The sequence below is a fragment of the Pedobacter sp. UYEF25 genome (genome assembly GCF_054061655.1).
Genome location: NZ_JBSSEL010000009.1, coordinates 123,146 through 146,141, shown reverse-complemented (window position 1 = coordinate 146,141; position 22,996 = coordinate 123,146). Strand labels below are relative to the sequence as shown.

The window sequence follows — 22,996 nt, the reverse complement described above, 5'->3', positions numbered from 1 at the left end:
ACTTACCGCAAATTATATTTATTTAAATTAATTCTAAATAACTATTGACATTTACACAATTGCTGTTATCTTTGGCCTTCTTTAGAATTAATCCAAATAAAAATGAATAGACTTTATACTATGTTTTGTTTTGCCTTTTTTACTTTAACGGCAATAATTTCTCCACTTATGGCACAAAACCGCCCAGTGAATTTGCATGGAGAAATAAAAATAACGGACGGCGAACCGGCAGCACTTGTAACGGTAAGCTTGTTGAATACCAACCGAACAACAGCAACGAACCATGCTGGCGAATTTTTACTAAAGCACGTTTTGCCAGGCAAGTATATGCTAAAAATTTCGGCCATCGGGATGAGTTCACAGGAACAAGAAGTGACGGTAACCAGCGGTATCAACAAAATTATTTATGTGACAGTTTCGGAGTCGGCGGCGCAGTTGGCAGATGTTGCCGTGCGAGGATACGTTTCCCCAAATAGAAAACCAGTTAAATTAGGAAAGGTAGATATAGCGCCGTTGGATTTGCCCCAAGCGGTACAGATTATTGGCACAGAAGTGATTCAGGATCAACAAGTAAATAAGCTCAGTGATGTGTTGCAAAATGTGAACGGCGTAGCATACGCAGAAAATAGGGGTTCGGTAAGTGGAGAAACTTTTTATGCTAGAGGTTATAGTCTGGGAAAGGATAATGTTTTCAAAAATGGATCTCGCGCTTCCACTGGTGGCATGCCAGAAACAAGTTCGTTACAATCTGTAGAAGTATTAAAAGGCAGCGCTGCTTTGTTATATGGAGGTGTTACAGGTGGAGCCGTGGTGAATTTAATAACTAAAAAACCGGAATTTGATCATGGCGGAGAGGTATCGCTCCGAGGAGGAAGTTATGATATGTATAAGCCAATAGGAGACATTTATGGGCCAATAAGTAAAAACCTGGCTTTTAGGTTAATTGGAAGCTATGAGGGTGCAGATAGCTATAGAAATGATGTTAATTCGAAACGAACATACATCAATCCATCTCTGTTATATAAACTAGGAGAAAAAACAGAGATTTTATTGCAGGGAGACTATTTAAAAAGTGATTTTACGCCAGATTTTGGAATCGGTACCATAGATAATAAGATTGTAAATATTGGCAGAGGCACTTTTTTAAATGCACCTTGGGCGTACAACAACACAAATACCGTAAGCACTCAACTAAATGTAGACCACACTTTTAACCAAAGATGGAAGATAAATGTGATCGCAAATTTCCAGAGCTACAATAGAGACTATTTTAGTGCGGAGCGTCCTTTTGCAGATGCAAGCGGAGTTGCTGCTAGAAACGTAACGCGTTCGAAAACTAGAGAATTTAGCTATAATCAGCAGATAAATCTTAGTGGGCGTTTTAAAACAGGAGAAATTGCACAAACGTTACTTATTGGGGCAGACGCAGACCAATTAAGGACTACGTCTAACGGTTTTCTGTACGCCGATGGAAAAACGGCTTTTAATTATGGCAACATTAACCTGCTAGATCCCTCCACGTATTTTGGTTCTGGCATTGAGCCCGAGGCGAATAATGTGAGTAGAACGTTAGCTCCAGTGTATAGAATGGGTGTATTCGCTCAAGATCTAATCGCGATAAGCAGCAAGTTTAAAGTATTGGCGGGGATAAGATACACTACGCAGAAAACAGCAAATACTAGAATGACGGATCTAGTACAAAACAAGAGATCTGTTGGTGTTAACGCACAAACAGATGGCGCGTTTTCTCCAAAGGCTGCTCTAATTTATCAGCCATTAAAAACAACTTCATTATATGTAAGTTATGCGAACAGTTTTATCACCAATTCTGGTACCGATATTTACAGCGCTCCCCTAGATCCATCATTAGTAGACCAGTTTGAAGCAGGTGTAAAAAATGATTTCTTACAAGGAAGATTGTCGGTAAACTTAACTGTCTATAAAATATTAAATGATAAATATGCACAGCAAGCGCTGTTTTTGGCAGATGGATCTGCAAACGCCGATAGAAACATTAAAGAATTAAATACCAAAACAGCGAGTGATGGCGTAGAGTTAGATGTTACAGGCAACATTGTAGAAGGTTTAAATTTTTTAGCCGGTTATAGCTACAATTACATTCGGTTTACCAGCACACTTGCCGGAAGTGGCGTTGTGGAAGGTGAGCGATTGGTTGGGTCTACTAAGCACACAGCAAATGGAACGTTGTTTTATACCTTTAACGGCGGATGGGCAAACGGACTTAAGTTGGGTACCTCTGCTTTTTACACAGGTTTTAGAAATGGAGGCAGAAATACAAAAAAAGATGGAACTTCTACTGGAGTAATCCCCTTGGCACCCTTTACAACCTTTGATTTTACAGCAGGCTACAGTTGGAATAAAATTTCCTTACTGGCCAAAGTAAGTAACATTGGAAACGAATTAAACTACTTTGTTCATGAAAATTATAGCGTAAATCCAATTGCACCAAGGCAGTTTATCACCACGCTTTCTTACCGTTTCTAGCGCTAAAAAGTTTGAAATTCATAAATTGAAAATGGCTAAAGGCGCGGATATCTTATTCGCGCTTTTTTGTTTTTCGAATTAAATAAAAATTGGTATCCATTTTAGCACGTTGGATTTGTGGAATGGATTTATACACATAAAATCTAAAATTCATCGTTTTAATAGATAGTGTTAGGATAGATTGAGCGCCTTTAATTAAAGACACCTCTCATTTTTTCAAAATACAGTAGTTGTTTACTTACAATTCTGGAAGTACTAGAATTAAACAGCTAATTTACAGCATAACTAAAACTAAAAATACTTAGCTTTGCAGCGCAAAATAACTATGCTTACAATAACAGCGCTAAAATCTTTATTGGCTACGCCGCAAAAAATCGTAATTACTACGCATCACAAGCCCGATGGAGATGCAATGGGTTCGTCGCTTGGCCTTTATAATTACCTCATCCAAAAGGGACATCACGTTAAATTAATTACTCCGACAGATTATCCGGATTTTTTACACTGGATGCCAAACAATGCCGAGGTAATTATTTATACGGAAAATAAAGAGGAAGCAGCACTATTAATTGAAGAAGCTTCGCTAATATTTTGTTTAGATTTTAATGCCTTGAGTCGCATTAACGAACTTGGTGAACTTGTTCGAACTTCCGTTGCGAAAAAGATTATGATAGATCATCATTTGGATCCAGAAGATTTTGATGATTATAGACAATGGGACATCAACGCTTGTGCGGCTGCCCAGTTGGTTTACGACTTTATTGTAAATCAGTTAGATGACAGAGTAGGGATAAATAAAGATGTTGCGACTTGCCTTTACACCGGCATAATGACAGATTCTGGTTCTTTCCGGTTTCCTTTGGCAGGTGCAAATGTGTACCGTATTGCAGCAGACTTAATAGATTGTGGCGCCGAACATTGGAAGATCCATCAATTGGTTTACGACAATTCTAGCGAAAATAGAATAAAGTTTTTGGGATTTTGCCTTTCTAATAAACTCGAAGTTTTGAAAGAATTTAATACGGCTATTATTTCGGTAACTAAAGAAGAGTTGGCGAAATACCATAGTGCAACGGGGGATACAGAAGGCATTGTAAATTATGCGCTATCTATAAATGGAATTAAGCTTGCGGCGTTCATCGTAGACCGACCTGGATTAGTTAAATTGTCTTTACGTTCTACAGGAGATTTTCCCGCAAATGAAATTTGTAAAAAATACTTTAATGGTGGTGGACATCGCAATGCGGCGGGCGGAGCCATTGCTAAGCCTTTAGAAGAAGCTTTACAAATCTTTAAAAGCATTCTGCCCGAATACAAAACACAGCTTTTAGCATAATAATTATAAATTTAAATTAAAAATAATAAAGACAGAGGTGCAAACACTTCTTATAAAACAAAGCAAATAAAATGAAAAAAGGATTAGTTATGCTATGTGCGGCGACTTTAGGGTTGGCTGCTTGTAATCAGTTTAAAAAAGGTGAGGGCGATATGACCTACAAAATCTACAAGAATGAAAACAAACCAAAAATTCAAGAAGGTGATTTTGTAAAGTTGAACGGTATCCAGTCTGTAAAGACTAAAGGTGGCACGGATTCTATTATGGTAAATACCTACGATAATGAGCGGCCGGCATTTTTCCCAATAAGCAAATCGATGTTTAAGGGAGATATGGTTGCTGCCTTAAAGTTATTGGGCGAAGGCGATAGCGCAAGTTTTAAATTAAATTTAGACAGTATGGCTAAATATTCTGGTCAGCCAAAACCTACCAATGCAAAAGATAGCTTTGCAGTTTTTACAGTTAAAATAGAAAAGGTTTTACACAAGCAAGCAAACGAAGCAGATTCTGTATTTGAAAAACAAAAAAGAACATTTTTTGAGGCTGAGTACAAAGATTTAATTGCTAAAAACAAGAAAACTGAGCAAAGTAAAATAGATAAATACATTAAAGAAAATAATCTTAAAGTAGATAGTACTGCAGATGGATTGAAATATATTATCGAAAAAGCTGGAGATAAACAAAGGGCAGCTTTAATTGATACTGTAGTAATTGACTATACTGGGCAATTCACCAACAAAAAAAGCGATGGTAAATTAAATGTGTTCGACACGTCAAACGCAAAAATTGCTAAAGAAGCAGGTATGTTTTCTCCAATGGCCCAATATGCCGCTCGTCCGCTATTATTAAGTCAATTGGCTCCGGGCTTTATTGAAGGTGTTGGATTGATTGGAGTTGGTGGGAAAATCAAAATTATTGTTCCATCTAAACTTGCATATGGCGAAAATGGTGGTGGTCCAATTAACCCTTACACTCCATTGATTTTTGATATAGATTTGCAAGGCATTAAAAAAGGTAATCCAAATGCGGTTGCGCCTACGCCACCAACAATGGCACCTCAAATGCAACGTAAATAAGTTTTTATGTGACAATTGGGCGCTTTACCACGCTATTTGCGATATCTTTTGGAAGAAAAAAGTCCAAATGGATTGCTCTAAATTCTTTAAAGCGTCTAACTTGCAAAAAAAAATATGGCCCTAATATATTAGGGCCATATTTTTTTGATTTTAAAAATCAACTCGAAGACAGGAAGAAATATTACTCGCCTAAACTACCTTGTGGCCCCGATATAATTTTGGCTCTTTAGAGCAGCAATGGCGAATTCTATTAATTGTAAATGTTCAAACTGGTGTCCGTGCTGAACTTCCACATTGATGTATGGGATGTGATTCAACATGGCATAAATCGAAAGGGACCCATCATTTTCTGCAAATTTTGATTGTAGGACTACATTCACATCTGCTTTTTTTAAATAGTTAAAAAGCGCTAAGTCTGTTACCAGCAACATGTCATCTACATCCCACCGCGGACTGATGTATAAAGAATCGGCAGTGCTCGCCAACTCACCTTCTGTGGCATATGAGTTTATTCCGAACGCACCATCACTGTTATTGTGCAGCGTTAAGAGGTATCCGGTTTTTTCGACATCATAAAAACTTAGGATTTGCTTGCCCGCGGAAATAATTTTATCTCCAGCTTCACTACTGCTATACGGGTCCATTTTTAAGCGGGTTTTCACTCCAATTTCCGTATAAATGGCATTTGGATCGATGTGATAAGGATCGTCCATGTAGATGAAATTGTAATTCCTCACGCTTCCATACTGACTGTCTATGAGCTCACCTCCGCTCCAACGGATGTATTCAAATGCAGCCCTCACGCCCGTGTCCTCATTATCATGCACCACCAAAAACCGAACCCCGTTTGGCTTGTAACTATATTTTACCAGGTTGATGTTGAGGTTGCCTATTTTTATTTTTGAAGTATCTGTTTTCATCGCCGGGAAAACAGGAGGGAATTGAGCCCGTACGGCATAGCCAATACATAGGAGAAATACAAGAGTGGAAGCCCTAATCATAAATGCGAATATAGTGGATTTATGATTTTAGATGTACGATTTTCGATTTAAAATTTCTTTTATTGTTCGGCTTGCGATATGTTGTTTCTAAAATATTAACTCCTAATTTCTGATGTTTGACTTTCTTTTTTTCGTAATCATGAAGGACACGGTACCTTTAAAGAATTGGCGATTTAGCGAATAGGAAGCAAAATTTAAGAATTTGAATGAAATTTGCTTTTCTAAAAGTAGTTTGCGGTAGGAATACATTGTTTCATTCCTCTATTTCACATCATTTTTTAAATCTTCATAGGGTAAAAAAAAGCCGTCCTTGGGTTAAGGACGGCTCGCGATGATTGTGTTATGGTGTTTATTAGTCGAACGAGGATTCTATTTCGTATTCGGCCACCTCTTTATGGTCGTAAGGTTCCACCATCAATTCATCGATAGATTGACCTTTTTTGTTCATACCAAAATAGTTTAAAATATTATCGAACCACTGGTACATTACCGGTACAATGATTAACGTTAGGAAGAGTGAACTAGACAAACCGCCTATAATTACCCAAGCCAAACCGTTTTTCCACTCCGCACCAGCACCACTTGCAAGTGCAATTGGAAGCATACCAAAAATCATAGCGATGGTAGTCATTAAAATCGGGCGTAAACGTGCGTGGTTTGCAATAATTAACGCATCGTGGGTAGACTTGCCTTCTTTCTTCATCTGGTTGGTAAAATCGACGAGAATAATGGCATTTTTCGCTACCAGTCCTATCAGCATAATTAACCCGAGAATGGTAAAAATTCCCAAAGAGTTATTGGTCAAGGCCAAAGCAAGTAATGCGCCAATTACCGAGAGCGGGATGGAAAACATCACCACGAGCGGATACACAAAACTATCATAAAGCATAACCATAATAAGATAAACCAGAACAATGGACGACAATAGTGCGATACCCAGTGTACCAAAACCAGCTGCCTGATTTTCTTCATCGCCACCCCATGTATAACTTACGCCCGTTGGCGCTTTCAGCTTTCCGTTTTTCTCTAATGTTTCTAATTGGGTGCGGAAATCTGAAACCACGGTACCTGTAGGTCTACCAATAGACTGTGCTTTAACGGTTACAGAGGTGCTTTTGTTCTGTCGCTCTAATTGAGAAGGACCAGAATCTTCCGCGATGGCAGCAAATTGGGATAGTTTTACCTGCTGCCCTGCATTATTTATAAAAATAAGGTTACGCACATCGTCAATATTCTTTCTGTTAAAAGCTTCATATTGAATGTTAATGTCGTACTCATACTCACCACTTCTAAACTTACCGTCCGTGTTTCCACTAAAAGCAGTTTGCATGGTTGCACCAACGGTTTGCAAATTTAGCCCGAGCGCAGCCATTTTATCGCGGTCTACCTTTACATTTATTTCTGGTGTTCCTTTTTCTACAGAAAGTTCTACCTGAGCCGAACCTTTAATGCGTTCTAGCACTTTTTTGGCGCCTTCCGCATATTTCAGCACACTATCTAATTCGGGTCCCATTACCACCAGGGCAATAGGCGCATTTTCCGCAATTCCCAAAATACTGATAGGCACAGTTTTCACTTTGGCACCGACTAAATATTTGGAAAGTTTTCTGCTTATTTTCGTAGAATAGATGGCCTGGTCATCTACACGCTCGGTACGAGGAACTAAAGTAACATCAATTTCTGACTTATAGGCCGTTGCTTGGGTTCCACCAAAATCGCCACTTGCTTGACCAACTGTGGTAATTAATTTGGTTATTTCTGGTTGCTCGGTTAAAAAGGCTTCCGCTTTTTGTGTCAACAAATTTGTCTGCTCTAAAGAAGCGTCTTTCGGAAGTTCTAATTGGACTAAAAATTCGCCTTTATCTGTTTTTGGAAAAAATTCTGTACCGATAAAGCCTCCGCCCAAAAGTCCGCAAGAACTAATTAACAATAGAAAAACTCCAATTAAAGTAATGGCTTTGTGTCCTAGGGCCCAAATTAATATGCCTGTAATCCAACCTGTAAATTTCTTTAACTGTTTTTCGAACCATAAAATAAAGCGGCCAAAAATATTTTTACCTTCTATTTTGTTCAATTTTCCGAAACGAGAAGAAATTAATGGAACGATAGAGAACGATGCGACTAGAGAGAGTAGGGTGGCGATAATTACCACTACACAAAACTGACGCAGGATGTTACTAACCAACCCTGTACTAACGGCGATTGGAAAGAACACCACCACAATTACAAAAGTGATGGAAACAACCGTGAAACCAATTTCACTTGTTGCATCATAAGCGGCGCGTACCCTGTTTTTGCCCATCTCCATATGGCGATAGATATTTTCTAATACCACAATGGCATCATCCACCAAAATACCAACGACCAAAGAAAGCCCTAAAAGCGACATTAAATTTAACGTGTAGCCAAGCGCACTAATGCCAATAAATGTTGCGATAAGTGATGCGGGTATAGACACCATTACAATTATGGCGTTCCGAATGCTGTGTAAGAAGAATAACATTACGAAAGCAACTAGTACGATGGCCAAAAGCAAATCGTGAATTACTGCATCGGCAGATTCTAGCGTGAAAATAGAACTATCGTTTACGATATTAATCTTAAGATCATCTTTTTTGTATTGCGTCATTAATGTAGCTACCACGGTATGCATCTGCTTACTTAAGTCTACAGCATTTGCATCGCTTTGCTTAATTACCTGTAATGCAATAGCGCCTTGTCTGTTTATGCGCGCAATTTTCTCTACGTCTTTTTGCGAATCTTGGACGTCAGCAACATCTTGTAATCTAATTTGAGCGCCGTTTTTATCGGTAGAAATAACTAGATTACGAAGTTCTTGTACACTAGAATATTTACCAGATAAACGGATAAGGATGTCTTGATCTTTAGTTTTAACAGCGCCAGTAGGAAAATCTAAGTTAGAGCTTAAAATGGCTTGCTGTACCTGAATAACCGATAATCCATAACCTTGAAGTTTATCAGCATTTAAACCAACGTTAATTTCTCTTTCTTGTCCGCCTACCAAATTTATTTGGGCAACACCTTGCACGCGAGATAAATTTGGCGCAATTCGCTTATCAATCAAATCATAAAAGCTAGCATCGTCCATTTTGGCCGAGGCGCTCATGGTAATTACCGGTAAATCATCAAGCGAAAATTTACTAAGCGATGGCGCTTTCACATCTGTTGGCAAATCTGCCAAAATTGCGTTTACTTTACGTTGAGCATCATTTAATGCAATATCTACATTGGCATTATCTGTTAACGTAATCGTAACTACCGAAAGACTTTCGTAAGAAACCGCATTTAATTTTTTGATGTTCTCCAAAGATGAAATGGCATCTTCAATTTTTTTGGTCACTGTATTTTCTACCTCATTAGGCGAAGCGCCTGGGTAAATGGTTGCTATAGAAACTACGTTATTCGAGAATTTAGGCAGCAACTCATAACTTAAAGAGAAGTAGCTTAACAAACCCAACAATGTAAGCGCCGTAAACACCACGATTACCAGAGAAGGTCGCTTTATTGAAATTTCTGTTATTTTCATTTTATATTTTTTTGTATCACAACGTGACTTTTATCAAGGTTCTACTTCTACTGCGGATTAGATTATTTTACCGCTTCAATCTCTGTACCTTCTGAAAGGTTGATTTGCCCGCTGGTAATTACGGTCTCTCCTTCTTTAAGTCCGTCTAAGATTTCTACATTGTTGCCCAAAATCCTCCCTGCAACGACTTTGCGAAGTTCTGCCTTATTTCCTTTTCCAACCACGTAAACCTCATTGCTACTCACACTACCCACAAACGCACCGCGCGGGATGGAAATACTGGGGTCTTGTTTTGGAAATTTAAAAATTGCAGTACCGTACATACCCGCTTTGAGCGTATTTTTATGGTTGTTGTCTACCTCAATCTCAATCGGGAAGTTTAGACTGTTGTCGGCAAGCGCAGCGATAAAACTCACTTTTCCAGAAAAATCATCATTAGGAAAAACCGATGATTTGATGTTGACCTTGTCATTTAACTTTAGAAGTGCTACTTGGCTTTCATTTACATTAACATCCAATTTTAGCTTTGACACATCTACCAATTGGAAAAGTTGCGTTCCCTGAGCGGTTAGAAATGCACCGACTTCGATGTATCTTTTATTCACGATTCCGGTTATTGGCGATTTGATGTTGGCATCGCTAAGTCTGCGTTGGCTTGCCTGCAGGCGAAGTTTTGCAGTGTTTGCGCTAAGTTTTGCCTGATCTAACTGTTGTTGCGTTACGCCGCCAGTACTAAAAGAGCTTTGGTAGCGGGCCAAATCTTTAATAGCGTTTTGATAACTTGCTTCGGCCGTTTCGCGGTCTGTATTAATAATTTCAGCGTCGACCTTTGCCAACACCTGGCCTTTGGTTACTCTGTCACCTTCATCAACATAAATGGCCTTCACCCGTCCGGCGTTCTCCGAAAGGAAATTTAACTCTTTGTTTGGTTGAAAGTTGCCATTTGCACCAAAATCCAAATCAACAGCTTTTTTTTCGACTTTGGCTGTTCTAACTACAACCGCGCCGCCAGTTGCGGCAACAATCGCAGTTTTAGCATTGTTCTTCTTTTTGTTGTTGGTGAGGATATAATAGATTCCTCCTGCCACTACAACTAATATTACAATTGTGGTAATTATTCTTTTCATGTCTATTGCGCTAGCGTTTTAATATTTCCGTTCGATTTTATTAACTGTATTTCTGCAATCTTGTAATTTAACAAGGCTTGCGTATAACTATTTTGGGCTTGGGTAAGTGAGTTTTCCGTGTCTAATAAATCTGTTAAAGATGCGAGGCCATTGTTATAATTGTTCTGTGTGCTTTTATAGATCTCTTGAGCTAGATCTGCATTTTTCTTTTGAGCATTTATCGTATTGTAATTATTCCTCAACTGAATCTTCGCATTCTCATAAGCCAGGTTCAATCCGTTTGTTGTTTCCAGTCGATCTTCGTCGGCCTTTTTAATGTCTACCGTTGCTTGGCGCACTCTAGATCTTGTGGCAAAGCCATTAAAAATCGGTATTTTTAAAGACACGCCTATCGCAGATGCGCCATAAGAGATAGATCCGCTACTGGCGCCCAAGTAATCAAACTTGTCGTTCTGCGAAGCATATGTGTAGTTTGCGGACAAAGAAAGTGATGGGTAATATTCTGCCACATACGCTTTTTTCTGAAGCACAAGTAGCTTTCTTCTGATGTCTTGCAATTTTATTTCTGTTCTATTTGCCAAATTTAAATTGTCCTGAAATTCCGGAAGCGATTTCACCTCTGTAAGTTCTGATTCGGGCAAATTGATGGCAGTACTTACCGGCATTCCCATACTAAACTTTAACTGGTTCTCTAATTGAGTAATCGCATTTACAGTTTGATCGCGTTGAGTTTGTAAATTTGTAAGGTTTACATTGATCCGATCTACATCTATTTTTCGAGCCAAACCATTTGTATATTGGTTTTTTATAATCTTGCCAACAATGCCAACATTCTTAATGTTAGTATCTAAAACATTTAGCTGTTGTCTAGTAACCAACACCTGATAATAGTTATTTGCAACCGATTCGATCATTTGCTCTTCGCTATAACTTGCGGTTAAAGCGTAATATTCTTCGCTAGATTTTGCAGCTTGCAAGCCTGTAAATACCTGTTGATTAAATAATTGTTGAGACAATTGAACGCTTGCATTAGAGTTCCATGGTTTACCAAGTTGAATGGCTTGATTGCCAAATACAATTTGTCCAATAATTGGATTATAAGTTAAACCTGTAGTTGCAGAAAGCTGTGGCAATGCCTGCGCCCGTATTTCGTCCGTTTTGTATCGTCCGCCTTCTATATCTAATCTTGCTTTGCGCACGGCGGTGTTGTTTTGGAGCGCAAAATTAAGCGCATCTTTTAAGGTAAGTTGCTGTTGTGCTGCCACCAAATTCGGCAAACTAAAGCATACCACCAGCGTCAACAACAATTTTACCATTTTAATTCTAAGCATCATTTATTTTCGTTTTTGGATTTTTGTAAATACATTTTCAATGTTCGAGCGTATCTTATATAATTTTTTTACTGTTTAACTCTTTCTCAACGGTCTTGTTTTTTCGCTTACGCGGATGTTAACATTTTAAGCCACGCGCAAAAATTGCCGAAAGTGCCTTTTGTTTATCAGCCACATCCTTAAGCATTTTTTTCTCAGGCATTATCTTTTTATGTTCAGCCATCACGCACATATTGGTTAAACCCATCAAGCTTTCTAAGTAAAGTGAGGCCAACTGTTGCATATTATTTTCGTGAATTTCTCCTTTTAATTGGGCGTTTTTAAAGATGCCCTCAAACAAGTCACATTCTTTTTTCTTTAGCGCATCTAAACTTTCTTTCACATCGTCATCCCACAATAGATCTGGTACACCTTCAGAAATTTTTAACATAAAATACTTTTCAAAAAAGCAATTTCGAACATCTATGCTTCCAAACAAAGCGCTTTCTAACGTGTCCTCTTCGTTGATGTTTTTTCGAAGCATCGCGAAGTAGTCCTTAAATACCTTTTGAATAACCCCAATTATTAGGCTTTTCTTGTCTGGAAAATAGTAATATAACGAAGGTTTAGAAACAGATAAATCATCAGCTATGTCGTTCATGGTCGTTTTATTTATGCCAAAATGACTAAAACGCTTTATCGCACCTTCTATAATCTGCTCTTTTTTTTTATCTGCCTCTGCCATGTATCCTATCTTTCTACTTTCTGACTATTTTAATATTATGGTCAAAGGTAAAAAAAGAAAGAAATATAATCAATCAATTGATTGATTTTTTAAAAAGCTTACTTTTTATTGACTTTTTATCGTTGCCTTATTACAAGCAGATGGGCGCGCAATAAATCCTTTAATCATCTGGTGAGAAATGATGGGCTAACTAATTTTTCTTTAGCTGTTATTTTAACGAAGTTGCCGATAAGTTTCAGCTCGAATTTATCGAAATAAAATGAGGTTTGAAGTTTGATAAGTTTGCAACAAAATTTTAAACGTTTAGGACACAACTGTGTTTTAGTTTAATGACATGGTGAGTCAAATTTCATCAAATCAAAAACTCTATATTTGTATTATACTTCCAAGCATGAAAATTGTTGTAGACGTTCTTATTGTGTTGGCCACCATCGGTATAATGGAAACCTTATCGTGGGCCATGCACAAGTTCCTTTTTCATGGGCCGCTTTGGTTTATTCATAAAACTCATCATCGCGTCAAGCACAATTTTTTTGAATTGAACGATGTGTTTTCAGTCTTGTTTGCAGCGGTTTCATTATGGCTAATGTTTGTTGATCGAGAAGCATTTGGTCTTCTATTTTTTATCGGAGTTGGTATTTCGGTATATGGAATGATCTATTTTGTTATACATGATTGGTTTGTTCATCAACGATTTAAACCATTTAAATCGAAGAATTCCTACTTGACCAAAGTGCGAAAGGCGCATAAAATCCATCATAAAAGTATGAAAAAAGAACATGGCAAAGCTTTTGGATTGTTATATGTAAGTAGGGTTGTTTTTGGAAAGTAGTGGCCAAGGAAAAAATTAATTATACGTATATGAGAAAAATTAGCATCCTAGTCTTGAGCTCAATTGTACTTTTTTCTTGTGCCAAAAAAGAAAGTAAGAGAGACACGGCAATCAATTTGGTAAAGTTGGAATATGGAAATGTTCGGTTAAATTTTGATGGCGCAAAGTTAGACAGCCTGTATACCATTTTGCCTGCCAATTATATAGACAGCGTGAAAAAGGGGAAAGAGTTGGATGTGAGACTGACAGAATTAGAAGGCCAAATTGAACATTTACCACAGTCGCAATCAGACAGTGTAGGTAGAATCAGCGCTTCTTTAACAAAGCAACGGTACCGATTATTGGCATTGGAAAAAGATAAGCCTAAGTTTATTGGCTTCCAGCTAAATCAAGTGCGGATAAAAGGAGATCAGAAAAAGATTCTAAGTTTTAATTTCGATAAGACCATTACCAAATTGCTTAAGTAACTTAACGAAATTAAACCCAATACTATAAATTTAGTAGTTTTGCAGTCAAATAGTCTGTTCAGTATGCTGCAAATCCGACATAACATTTCGTTAAAGCCCTACAATACCTTCGGGATAGAAGCAATGGCAATCTCTTTTGTTGAGTTAGTTCGCGAAGATGATTTGGAAGAATTATTTAGTAGCGGCTTGTTAAATGGAGAGAAATATCTAATTCTTGGGGGCGGTAGTAACGTGCTTTTCACAAGAAATTTTAGCGGCCTTGTGATAAAAGTCGGTTTGATGGGAATGGAAGCCAAGACTCAAGGAAATCATGTTTTTGTTACCTCAGGCGCCGGCGAAGTATGGAACGATTTGGTCATTTATTGTGTAAAGAACGGTTTTGCCGGAATGGAGAACCTCACGTTAATTCCTGGAACTGTTGGTGCCTCGCCCGTGCAAAACATTGGCGCCTATGGAGTGGAACTGAAAGATATTTTTTTCAGTTGTAGGGCTTTTGAGCTTGCTACAGGCAAAACAAAAGTATTTAGTTTTGAAGAATGTAAGTTCGATTATCGAGAAAGTATTTTTAAGGGCGCTCTAAAAGAAAAATTTATCATTACCTCAGTTACCTTTAAATTGTCTGTGGAAGCCAATATAAATACGGGTTATGGTGCAATAGAAAGTGAACTTCAAAGACGAGGAATAGATTACCCAACCATCGCCGATGTTTCTGCCGCAGTGGCTCACATCAGAGTAAGTAAATTACCCGATCCAAGTACAATTGGCAATGCAGGTAGTTTCTTCAAAAACCCAATTGTTTCCAACGATTTTTTTAAGCAGTTACTGAAAAAAAATCCAGAGGTTGTTGCTTATCCAATGCCAAGTGGAAATATTAAACTTGCCGCCGGATGGCTTATCGAACAATGTGGTTTTAAAGGTAAAACAGTAGGAAATACAGGTAGTTGGAAAAATCAAGCGTTGGTTTTGGTAAACCATGGCGGAGCAAGCGGTACTGAAATTTATGATTATTCGCAACAAATTGTAGACAGTGTCTACAGCGGTTTTGGTGTAACTTTAAGCAGGGAAGTAAATATACTGTGACGTATGCGGTTTTCAACGGGTTTTGCAAAGAAAACTTTGAAGAATCGAATTTTTTGGTATCAAAATTGTCTTAGAATAAGGACAGGGAGATGAAAGTCTTTCTAAACGCCTAAAGCATTAAAACCATGACAAAATTCGAATTCAGCAATCTTGTAAATTATCACTCTGTATCATTAAGGTCTTATGCGTTAAACTTCACTAAAAATGGCGAGGATGCGAACGATCTTGTTCAAGATACCATGCTTAAGGCCATTACCTATTTTAATAAATTTAAAGAAGGAACCAATTTAAAAGGATGGTTGTTTACAATAATGAAGAACACTTTCATTAACAATTACCGAAGAATGGTTAAAACGAATACACTCATTACGCAAAGCGATGACATATCTTCTGCAAATTTGCATTTTAGTTCTAGTAAGAATGCCGCAGAAGGGAAATTCGTGTTAGGCGACATTACTAAGGCTTTAGATCAGCTTCCAAAAGATTATTATTTACCATTTATTAAATATTTTGAAGGGTATAAATACCATGAGATTGCAGAAAATCTTCAAATTCCGATCGGTACTGTAAAAACTAGGATTCATGTAGCCAGAGGAATATTAAAGAAATATTTAAAAACTTACGCAAAGCCGCTCTCAGCCACAGAGATTGCTTAAAGAGGAATATGCCAATTAGTCTCTCCAGGTTTTTTAAACCTGGTTTTTTTTGAGGTCTTTTTTTCATTACACTCTTCCTGTTCAAAGCTTAAAAAGACCGATCTATATTTTGTTAGAACGTTATTTTGATCATACAGCTATTCAAGTTTCTACAAACCTTATGGCGTTCTAAAGAGCAGGGATAAATTCTGCGTTAATGTTAAGATTTATGCTTCTAGGCCCGACTTAAGGTTTAAATTAAAATGCTTCACCCAAACTGAGGTAAAGCCCGTTTTGTCTTTTCTCGTTTGGTCTCTTTTCGCCAATGCCGTAATCCGCCCGAATACTTAATCCTTTAGCTGGGTCGAAAAAGTAACGAACACCTCCCCCTAAATTAGGTTTAAAGGTGTTTAAAGAAAATTCGCTAATTCCCCAAACGGTACCCGCACCTGCAAAAATTACCGCACCGAATCTATTGTTGTACCTATAACGCAACTCAGCTTGCATGGCTAATAGGTTTTTATCACGATAGCGCCCTGAATAATAGCCTCTCATTATCTCATCGCTACCCAATTGTGGCAATAGATAGAAAGGCGTATTTTTGCTGAGCACATTGTTATAAATCCCTTGGCCTCCCAAAACGAGCTTACTTCCCAAACGCAAAAAGTCTCTCATATTTAATCCGATTTTGCTACCTTCAAAATTCTGAGCACCAAAAATATTAGGCGCATATTGATAGGTTAACCTTCCAAAAAAGCCTTTTGTAGGATAATTATTGCTATTCCGTGTATCGTAACTTTGAGAAATCCCTACATAAAATACCCGGCCTCCTTGTTTACCTATAATATTTTTGGCCGAATCTAGCACTCCACCCGTTATTTTATCATTGAAAGCATAATCTTCAAACCCAAGAGATAGTCCAGTATAGGTATTTTCTGCCGTATTTTTTTCCAAGTCGAAGTTTAATTTAATAAGTTGTTGCACCAACTTATCTTCATCTGCCGCGTTCGTGTTATTGCCAAGGCCATAAAAACTAAAAGGAAGTTTTTTAAAGCGAATTTCTTCCAAAATATGATAACGGTTGCCTTTTGTCCAAGCATCTCCTAGCAAACTAAAATTATAGCTTCGTTTGGTAGAATAAGTTGCTGTGGTAGAAAAATTAGAACTTCGATTGACAGTATCCTTTCTGTCTACATAAAAAGAATAAATGGCACCTACACCAAACTGTAATCCCGTTTCTTGAGCGTATCCAAAAGAGGGCACAGGTAAGAAACTTGCACTTCGAGTGGTATCTTTTTCATTTGAAAGTAGTTTTTTAATCAACCTCATCTGTGCGAAGATTGGATGACACGTAAACAGCAACGTGGTTATTAAGATAATCTTTTTCATTGGAGGGGAATAAACAATAATTTCGTGGGCGAAGCTATGTAAAATGAGTGATTTGTGATTGGATTTAAGACCTACATTGTTAAGTTTACAGTGGGTTGTCCAAGCGATCTCACCATAAATGCTTTTGCCTCGTATTTTACGAGTACAGTTTTAATGCGCCATTTAGCAAAAAACCGCTATTTTTGAGCAAACTATAAAAATTTAAGGATGAGCAATAGAGGACCGATCTCTCAATTTATGGAGCATAATTATCTCCATTTTAATGCAGCAGCTATGATGGATGCTGCCAAAGGTTACGAAACGCATTTGGAGGAAGGCGGAAAAATGATGATTACTCTTGCCGGCGCCATGAGCACCGCAGAATTAGGCATTTCCCTTGCGGAAATGATAAGGCAGGACAAAGTTGCTGTGATTTCCTGTACTGGTGCAAATTTAGAGGAAGACATTATGAATCTTGTCGCACATTCACATTATAAACGAGTGCCCAATTATAGAGATCTTTCCCCTCAAGACGAATGGGACTTACTCGAAAATCATTACAACAGAGTAACAGATACCTGCATTCCAGAAGAAGAAGCTTTCCGTAGGTTGCAAAAACACATTCAAAAAATTTGGAAAGATGCCGAAGCTGCCGGCGAACGTTATTTTCCGCACGAATACATGTATAAAATGTTGTTAAGTGGGGTTTTGGAACAATATTACGAGATAGATCCTAAGAATTCTTGGATGCTTGCTGCGGCTGAAAAAAATCTACCGATCGTCGTTCCAGGATGGGAAGATAGTACAATGGGTAATATTTTTGCAAGCTATGTAATGAAGAAGGAATTAAAAGCCAGTACTGTAAAAAATGGCATCGAATATATGGGCTATTTAGCCGATTGGTACATTAAGAACAGTGGGGGAAAAGGGATAGGGTTTTTTCAAATTGGCGGAGGAATCGCCGGAGATTTTCCAATTTGCGTAGTTCCAATGTTGTATCAAGACATGGAGATGGAAAACATTCCGTTTTGGAGCTATTTCTGTCAGATATCGGATTCTACAACTTCGTATGGTTCTTATTCTGGTGCTGTACCGAACGAGAAGATAACTTGGGGCAAATTAGACATTCACACACCAAAATTTATAGTCGAGAGCGACGCAACGATTGTTGCTCCGTTGATGTTTGCCTGGATACTTAAACAATAATTTCTGGGCCTTAAAAATTTCGGGTTTAATAGATTATTAATTTCAACACAAAATCTACCGCCGATTTTAAGATTTCTCCATTTTAACTACAATTTTTTATTTCAATAGGAAAGTATTTCGAAATTTTAAACTGTGCTGCAATTTATTACTATTGGGTTTAGCTTCCTAAGCCTTGAATTACCGTTATAAATGGCAATTTCATCGGCTGAATAGCTACAAAGCATATTTGTTTAGAATGATTATAAATTGTATCTCGAGTCTGTATTTTGTCATGGGAATTATTAATAAGTTATACTTTTGTTAAAGTTTTGAGAGCAGAAATTCCTTTTAAGGTTGATTTTGGTAGGAAATAAAAATAAAATAAGTATAAAGTGTTCATTATGAGAGATATCTCGATGATTTTTAAAAATCTTTACAAGTCTGTGTTTGCGTTAGCTATTTTAGCTGTGTTTACGGCTTCCATTGCAAATGCCCAAGATGCTAAAGAAGGTAGAACTTTGTTTAAAGCAAAGTGTACAGCATGTCATGCCTTAGATACGAAGGTTATCGGCCCTGCACTTACAGGTGTAAGTGATCGGCATCCGGAAGCATTTTTGTTAAAATGGATCCCGAACTCGCAAGGTTTAATTAAATCTGGCGATCCGGCTGCTGTTAAGCTTTATGCCGAAAACAATAAAATAGCCATGACTTCTTTTCCAGAATTGGATGAGGCCAAGGTAAAAAGCATCCTTGCCTATATAAAGGAAGGTGAGCCAAAACCTGCCGCTGGTGCCGCCGGTGCTGCTGGAACTGCGCCTGTTGCAGATGAAGGAATTTCTAGTTTATCTCTAGCAGGTATCGTTGCCATTATTTTGGTTGCCATTTCGGTATTGGTAATATTGGGGAGAGCTGTCAAAATGCTCGAACGTCTTATTTTACAGAAACAAGGCATAGAAGTAGAAGAAAGTGTTCCATTGAAAGTGGGCATACGTAAAATGTTTAAGAACAAAAAATTTGTAATGTTCTTTATTTTATGTGTGATTATTTTTCTTGGTTCTTGGGGATGGATGGGAATGTGGAATACAAACGTACACCAAGGATATCAACCAGTTCAGCCTATAAAATTCTCTCACGAGTTGCATGCAGGTATTAACCAAATAGATTGTCAATATTGTCATTCCGGCGCATGGAAGTCGAAAAACGCAACTATACCTTCGCTGAATATTTGTATGAATTGCCACAAAGCAGTTCAGGCGACAGAAAAGTACGATGGACAGATTTCTCCAGAGATTAAGAAAATCTACACGGCTTTGGGTTACGATCCTGAAACGCGCACTTATGACAAGAGCAAAGAGAAGCCGATGGAATGGGTTAGAGTACATAATTTACCAGATTTTGCTTACTTCAATCACTCGCAGCACGTAGTTGTAGCAGCAGATGCAATACGTAAAGCAAAAGGTTTGCAACCAAACGAGCCAGTGTGTTATGCTTGCCACGGTCAAGTAAACACCATGGAGGAAATTTACCAAGCATCGCCATTAACAATGAAATGGTGTATCAATTGCCATAGAGAAACAGATATTTCTGGTCAAAAGAACAATGCATTCTATACAAAATTAATAGAGGCACATGAAAAAATTAAAAAGGGTGAGAAAATTACACCTGCTTTGTTAGGTGGAATAGAGTGTGGCAAGTGTCACTATTAATAGGAATTTAGTAACGATCGAATAAATAGTAACAAAGCTTAAATGGAAAGCAATAAAAAATACTGGAAGGGCCTTGAGGAATATCACAACACCTCAGAATTTGTTAACGATAACAAAAGCGAATTTGCAGAGCCTATTCCAATAGAAGACGTTCTGAACGAGGTAGGGCTGAGTACGGTTACTCCACGTAGAGACTTTTTGAAAGCATTGGGCTTCGGTTTAGGCGCGGTAACGTTGGCGGCTTGCCAATCTGCACCAGTGCACAAATCAATTCCTTATCTAATAAAACCAGAGGAGGTTACGCCTGGAGTCGCCAATTATTACACCTCCAGCTATAAAGGAAAGAGTGTTTTAGTTAAAACGAGAGAGGGAAGGCCGATTAAAATAGAGCATAATCCTGCAGTTAGTGATTATGCATGGGGTTCTGATTCACCTGCGCAGGCATCTGTGCTAGACTTGTATGATGTTTCTAAGTTGCGTTATCCTTTGTTAAATCAAGCTGAAGCAAATTGGGATGCCGTAGATAAGTATGTGGTGGCGGCACTTACAAAAGCACAGGATTCTGGTAAAAAAATTCGTATTGTGTCTTCCAGCATTAGCAGCCCTTCTACTTTTGATGTAATAAATGAGTTTGTGGCAAAGTATCCGGCCGCAAAATTGATTCAATATGATCCAGTTTCTTATTCAGGAATTATTCAGGCAAACCAAAACAGTTTTGGTAAATCAGTAGTGCCTAAATATAATTTTAACAAGGCAGACCTCATTGTTAGCTTTGGTGCAGATTTCTTGGGTTCTTGGTTAAGCGGTGAAGAATTTACTGCTCAGTATGTATCCAATAGAAATCAAAAATCGCTAGATAGTAAAAAAATGAGTCGCCATTTTCAGTTTGAAAGTGGTATGAGTTTAACGGGTTCAAACGCTGACACCCGTATTCCAATTAAACCCTCAGAACAGGGGCCCGCATTAATAGCATTGTACAATGCAGTTACTGGGGCTACAACAGCTGGCGCCTCTTTGGGCAACAATAAGAAAGCAGCTATGGCCATTACGTTATTGGCCAAAGAGCTTCAAAACTCAAAAGGAAAATCTTTAGTGGTTTGTGGAAGCAATGATGTAGCTACGCAAACTTTGGTGAATGCAATTAACGCGGCGGTAGGTAATTATGGCACAACTATCGATTTAGATAATCCTTGCAAATTGTATGGAAGTAACGACGTAGATTTTGCTCAATTTATAGGCGAGATGAGCCGAGGTGAAGTCGGAATGGTGTTTTTTCTAAATGCTAATCCAGTTTATGATTTCGCAAGCAACAAGCCTTTTGCCGAAGCGTTGAAGAATGTTCCAGCAAAAGTTTCCTTTGCGGATCGGGGAGATGAAACCGCATCTTTGTGCGATGCCGTTGCTATAAATAGAAATTACTTGGAATCTTGGGGAGATGCTAGTGCATATGAAGGTATTTATTCCATCGTTCAGCCAACCATTAATCCTGTATTTAACAGCAGACAAGCCGAAGAAAGCTTACTTACATGGGCTGCCCATCCTACCAAGACTTATTACGAGTACGTGCGCAACAATTGGGAAACAAAAATATTGCCAACGGCAGGAATAAAGTGGAATGATCTTTTAGATAAAGGTATTGTTTCGGCTGCCCCAAAAGCTGTCGGAACTTATACGTTCGGTGGAAATGTGTCTGCTGCAGTGAGCACCATTGCTTCAGTCAGCAAAGCCTTGGAAAAAGACATTCAAATTCAACTATACAGCAGTGTAAACATTGGTGATGGAAAGCATGCAAACAACGCTTTTTTGCAAGAGTTGCCAGATCCTGTTTCGAAAGTTACTTGGGATAATTTTTTAGCATTATCTCCAAAGACTGCCAATAAACTCAACATCAACCAATTTGACGTTGTCACTGTAAAAAGTGCCAATGGATATTCAATTGATCTTCCTGTCTTGGTGCAGCCAGGTCAAGCTCAAGATACCGCCTCTATCGCTCTAGGTTATGGCCGTAGTAAAGCAGGTAAAGTGGGCGATGGTGTTGGTCAAAATGCTTATCCTATGGTTTCATTTGCGGATGGCAGTATGCAGTATTTTACCACTGCAACCATCAGTGCTGCTAATGGACATTATGAGTTGGCTCAAACACAGACTCACCATTCCTATGAGGGTCGTAACATCATTCAAGAAGCAACTTTTGCAGAATATGTTAAAGATCCTAGGGCGGGAAGTGAGAAAAGTGAAGAGGGACATAAGGTCTATGATCTTTGGGATAAATACGAACAATTAGGCGATAGTTGGGTAATGGCGATCGATTTAAATGCTTGTACCGGTTGTGGTACTTGTGTGGTTGCCTGTAGTGTTGAGAACAATATTCCTGTAGTAGGTAGAGATGAGGTTCGTCGCCGTAGGGAAATGCATTGGATACGGATTGATAGGTACTACAGTTATGAAAATGACGGAGTAGAAATTACCAAAGAAAGGGAGCTTGACGACTTAGATAAGTTAGACAATGTTTCTGTAATTTATCAGCCTATGCTTTGTCAGCATTGCGACCACGCACCTTGTGAAACGGTTTGTCCAGTGTTGGCAACTGTTCACTCCTCTGATGGGCTAAATCATATGGCTTACAACCGTTGCGTGGGAACACGTTATTGTGCAAATAACTGTCCATACAAAGTGCGTAGGTTTAACTGGTTTAACTATTGGAACGATTCTCGTTTTGATAACTATATGAACAATGAATTTACACAATTGGTGCTAAATCCAGATGTAACTACGCGGTCTCGTGGAGTTATGGAAAAATGTTCGATGTGTATACAACGTATTCAATCCAGTAAATTAGAAGCCAAGATAAAGAAAATGCCGATGAAGGATGGAGATGTTAAGACGGCATGTCAGCAAGCTTGTCCAGCAAATGCCATTATTATGGGCAATGGAAATGATCCTAATTCAGAAGTTTCCAAAGCATTGAGATCTGAGCGCACTTACTACGTTTTGGAAGAATTGGGAACCAAACCTGGTGTTGGCTATATGACAAAGATTAGGAATAAAGAAGGTCAAACGGTAAAAGCTTAAGCGA

General features: G+C 38.3%; 16 protein-coding genes. 10 read left to right on the top strand and 6 right to left on the bottom strand.

Features of this window, described 5'->3' with window-relative positions:
- The first annotated feature begins 102 nt into the window (after positions 1 to 102).
- The 3 genes from ACVWYG_RS10560 (at position 103) to ACVWYG_RS10550 (ending at position 4,917) form a co-directional block, all read left to right on the top strand.
- Complete coding sequence (locus tag ACVWYG_RS10560; RefSeq protein WP_457270185.1) at positions 103 to 2,505, top strand: TonB-dependent siderophore receptor; 2,403 nt, start codon at positions 103 to 105, stop codon at positions 2,503 to 2,505.
- A gap of 325 nt (positions 2,506 to 2,830) precedes the next feature.
- A complete protein-coding gene (locus ACVWYG_RS10555; protein WP_457270184.1) occupies positions 2,831 to 3,841 on the top strand; it encodes a DHH family phosphoesterase in 1,011 nt (336 codons plus the stop codon).
- A 71-nt stretch (positions 3,842 to 3,912) separates the two neighbouring features.
- On the top strand, positions 3,913 to 4,917 hold the full coding sequence (locus ACVWYG_RS10550; protein ID WP_457270183.1) for an FKBP-type peptidyl-prolyl cis-trans isomerase: 1,005 nt from the start codon (positions 3,913 to 3,915) through the stop codon (positions 4,915 to 4,917).
- A 194-nt stretch (positions 4,918 to 5,111) separates the two neighbouring features.
- On the opposite strand, the gene ACVWYG_RS10545 is transcribed toward ACVWYG_RS10550, so the two are convergent.
- The 5 genes from ACVWYG_RS10545 to ACVWYG_RS10525 all read right to left on the bottom strand — a co-directional run bounded on the left by ACVWYG_RS10545 (position 5,112) and on the right by ACVWYG_RS10525 (position 12,647).
- Entirely contained in the window at positions 5,112 to 5,837 is a 726-nt protein-coding gene (locus ACVWYG_RS10545) for a hypothetical protein (protein ID WP_457270182.1), read from the bottom strand.
- A gap of 433 nt (positions 5,838 to 6,270) precedes the next feature.
- Positions 6,271 to 9,465 carry an efflux RND transporter permease subunit gene (locus tag ACVWYG_RS10540; RefSeq protein ID WP_457270181.1) on the bottom strand — a complete coding sequence of 1,065 codons (3,195 nt, stop codon included), beginning with the start codon at positions 9,463 to 9,465 and terminating at the stop codon, positions 6,271 to 6,273.
- A 62-nt stretch (positions 9,466 to 9,527) separates the two neighbouring features.
- Positions 9,528 to 10,592, bottom strand: a complete 1,065-nt coding sequence (locus ACVWYG_RS10535; protein ID WP_457270180.1) for an efflux RND transporter periplasmic adaptor subunit — start codon at positions 10,590 to 10,592, stop codon at positions 9,528 to 9,530.
- A 2-nt stretch (positions 10,593 to 10,594) separates the two neighbouring features.
- Entirely contained in the window at positions 10,595 to 11,926 is a 1,332-nt protein-coding gene (locus ACVWYG_RS10530) for a TolC family protein (protein ID WP_457270179.1), read from the bottom strand.
- Positions 11,927 to 12,041: 115 nt separating this feature from the next.
- Positions 12,042 to 12,647 (bottom strand): TetR/AcrR family transcriptional regulator, encoded by a 606-nt coding sequence (locus tag ACVWYG_RS10525; protein WP_457270178.1) that lies wholly within the window; start codon positions 12,645 to 12,647, stop codon positions 12,042 to 12,044.
- A 391-nt stretch (positions 12,648 to 13,038) separates the two neighbouring features.
- Between ACVWYG_RS10525 and ACVWYG_RS10520 the strand changes: the two genes are divergently transcribed.
- The 4 genes from ACVWYG_RS10520 to ACVWYG_RS10505 all read left to right on the top strand — a co-directional run bounded on the left by ACVWYG_RS10520 (position 13,039) and on the right by ACVWYG_RS10505 (position 15,682).
- Positions 13,039 to 13,479 carry a sterol desaturase family protein gene (locus ACVWYG_RS10520; RefSeq protein ID WP_457270177.1) on the top strand — a complete coding sequence of 147 codons (441 nt, stop codon included), beginning with the start codon at positions 13,039 to 13,041 and terminating at the stop codon, positions 13,477 to 13,479.
- A gap of 29 nt (positions 13,480 to 13,508) precedes the next feature.
- Positions 13,509 to 13,946 (top strand): hypothetical protein, encoded by a 438-nt coding sequence (locus ACVWYG_RS10515; RefSeq protein ID WP_457270176.1) that lies wholly within the window; start codon positions 13,509 to 13,511, stop codon positions 13,944 to 13,946.
- A gap of 63 nt (positions 13,947 to 14,009) precedes the next feature.
- Positions 14,010 to 15,026 carry a UDP-N-acetylmuramate dehydrogenase gene (gene murB / locus ACVWYG_RS10510; RefSeq protein ID WP_457270175.1) on the top strand — a complete coding sequence of 339 codons (1,017 nt, stop codon included), beginning with the start codon at positions 14,010 to 14,012 and terminating at the stop codon, positions 15,024 to 15,026.
- 125 nt (positions 15,027 to 15,151) lie between these two features.
- Positions 15,152 to 15,682 carry an RNA polymerase sigma factor gene (locus ACVWYG_RS10505; RefSeq protein ID WP_457270174.1) on the top strand — a complete coding sequence of 177 codons (531 nt, stop codon included), beginning with the start codon at positions 15,152 to 15,154 and terminating at the stop codon, positions 15,680 to 15,682.
- A gap of 237 nt (positions 15,683 to 15,919) precedes the next feature.
- Here the strand turns inward: ACVWYG_RS10505 and ACVWYG_RS10500 are convergent, their stop codons facing one another.
- The gene (locus ACVWYG_RS10500) at positions 15,920 to 17,050 is read right to left on the bottom strand and encodes a BamA/TamA family outer membrane protein (protein ID WP_457270173.1); all 1,131 of its coding nucleotides are present in this window, start codon (positions 17,048 to 17,050) and stop codon (positions 15,920 to 15,922) included.
- A gap of 207 nt (positions 17,051 to 17,257) precedes the next feature.
- Here ACVWYG_RS10500 and ACVWYG_RS10495 point away from each other — a divergent pair, with 207 nt between their 5' ends.
- The 3 genes from ACVWYG_RS10495 (at position 17,258) to ACVWYG_RS10485 (ending at position 22,992) form a co-directional block, all read left to right on the top strand.
- Positions 17,258 to 18,235, top strand: coding sequence for a deoxyhypusine synthase family protein (locus ACVWYG_RS10495; RefSeq protein ID WP_457270172.1), 978 nt, complete (start codon positions 17,258 to 17,260; stop codon positions 18,233 to 18,235).
- Positions 18,236 to 18,615: 380 nt separating this feature from the next.
- Positions 18,616 to 19,920: a c-type cytochrome gene (locus ACVWYG_RS10490; RefSeq protein ID WP_457270171.1), complete on the top strand. Its 1,305-nt coding sequence runs from the start codon at positions 18,616 to 18,618 to the stop codon at positions 19,918 to 19,920.
- Positions 19,921 to 19,962: 42 nt separating this feature from the next.
- A complete protein-coding gene (locus tag ACVWYG_RS10485; RefSeq protein WP_457270170.1) occupies positions 19,963 to 22,992 on the top strand; it encodes a TAT-variant-translocated molybdopterin oxidoreductase in 3,030 nt (1,009 codons plus the stop codon).
- The last annotated feature ends 4 nt before the right edge of the window (positions 22,993 to 22,996 follow it).

What these genes read in the sequence shown, in the direction of transcription:
- ACVWYG_RS10560 (WP_457270185.1), top strand. Translation starts at nt 103, where the DNA reads ATGAATAGACTTTATACTATGTTTTGTTTTGCCTTTTTTACTTTAACG.
- ACVWYG_RS10555 (WP_457270184.1), top strand. Translation starts at nt 2,831, where the DNA reads ATGCTTACAATAACAGCGCTAAAATCTTTATTGGCTACGCCGCAAAAA.
- ACVWYG_RS10550 (WP_457270183.1), top strand. Translation starts at nt 3,913, where the DNA reads ATGAAAAAAGGATTAGTTATGCTATGTGCGGCGACTTTAGGGTTGGCT.
- ACVWYG_RS10545 (WP_457270182.1), bottom strand. Translation starts at nt 5,837, where the DNA reads ATGAAAACAGATACTTCAAAAATAAAAATAGGCAACCTCAACATCAAC.
- ACVWYG_RS10540 (WP_457270181.1), bottom strand. Translation starts at nt 9,465, where the DNA reads ATGAAAATAACAGAAATTTCAATAAAGCGACCTTCTCTGGTAATCGTG.
- ACVWYG_RS10535 (WP_457270180.1), bottom strand. Translation starts at nt 10,592, where the DNA reads ATGAAAAGAATAATTACCACAATTGTAATATTAGTTGTAGTGGCAGGA.
- ACVWYG_RS10530 (WP_457270179.1), bottom strand. Translation starts at nt 11,926, where the DNA reads ATGATGCTTAGAATTAAAATGGTAAAATTGTTGTTGACGCTGGTGGTA.
- ACVWYG_RS10525 (WP_457270178.1), bottom strand. Translation starts at nt 12,647, where the DNA reads ATGGCAGAGGCAGATAAAAAAAAAGAGCAGATTATAGAAGGTGCGATA.
- ACVWYG_RS10520 (WP_457270177.1), top strand. Translation starts at nt 13,039, where the DNA reads ATGAAAATTGTTGTAGACGTTCTTATTGTGTTGGCCACCATCGGTATA.
- ACVWYG_RS10515 (WP_457270176.1), top strand. Translation starts at nt 13,509, where the DNA reads ATGAGAAAAATTAGCATCCTAGTCTTGAGCTCAATTGTACTTTTTTCT.
- murB (WP_457270175.1), top strand. Translation starts at nt 14,010, where the DNA reads ATGCTGCAAATCCGACATAACATTTCGTTAAAGCCCTACAATACCTTC.
- ACVWYG_RS10505 (WP_457270174.1), top strand. Translation starts at nt 15,152, where the DNA reads ATGACAAAATTCGAATTCAGCAATCTTGTAAATTATCACTCTGTATCA.
- ACVWYG_RS10500 (WP_457270173.1), bottom strand. Translation starts at nt 17,050, where the DNA reads ATGAAAAAGATTATCTTAATAACCACGTTGCTGTTTACGTGTCATCCA.
- ACVWYG_RS10495 (WP_457270172.1), top strand. Translation starts at nt 17,258, where the DNA reads ATGAGCAATAGAGGACCGATCTCTCAATTTATGGAGCATAATTATCTC.
- ACVWYG_RS10490 (WP_457270171.1), top strand. Translation starts at nt 18,616, where the DNA reads ATGAGAGATATCTCGATGATTTTTAAAAATCTTTACAAGTCTGTGTTT.
- ACVWYG_RS10485 (WP_457270170.1), top strand. Translation starts at nt 19,963, where the DNA reads ATGGAAAGCAATAAAAAATACTGGAAGGGCCTTGAGGAATATCACAAC.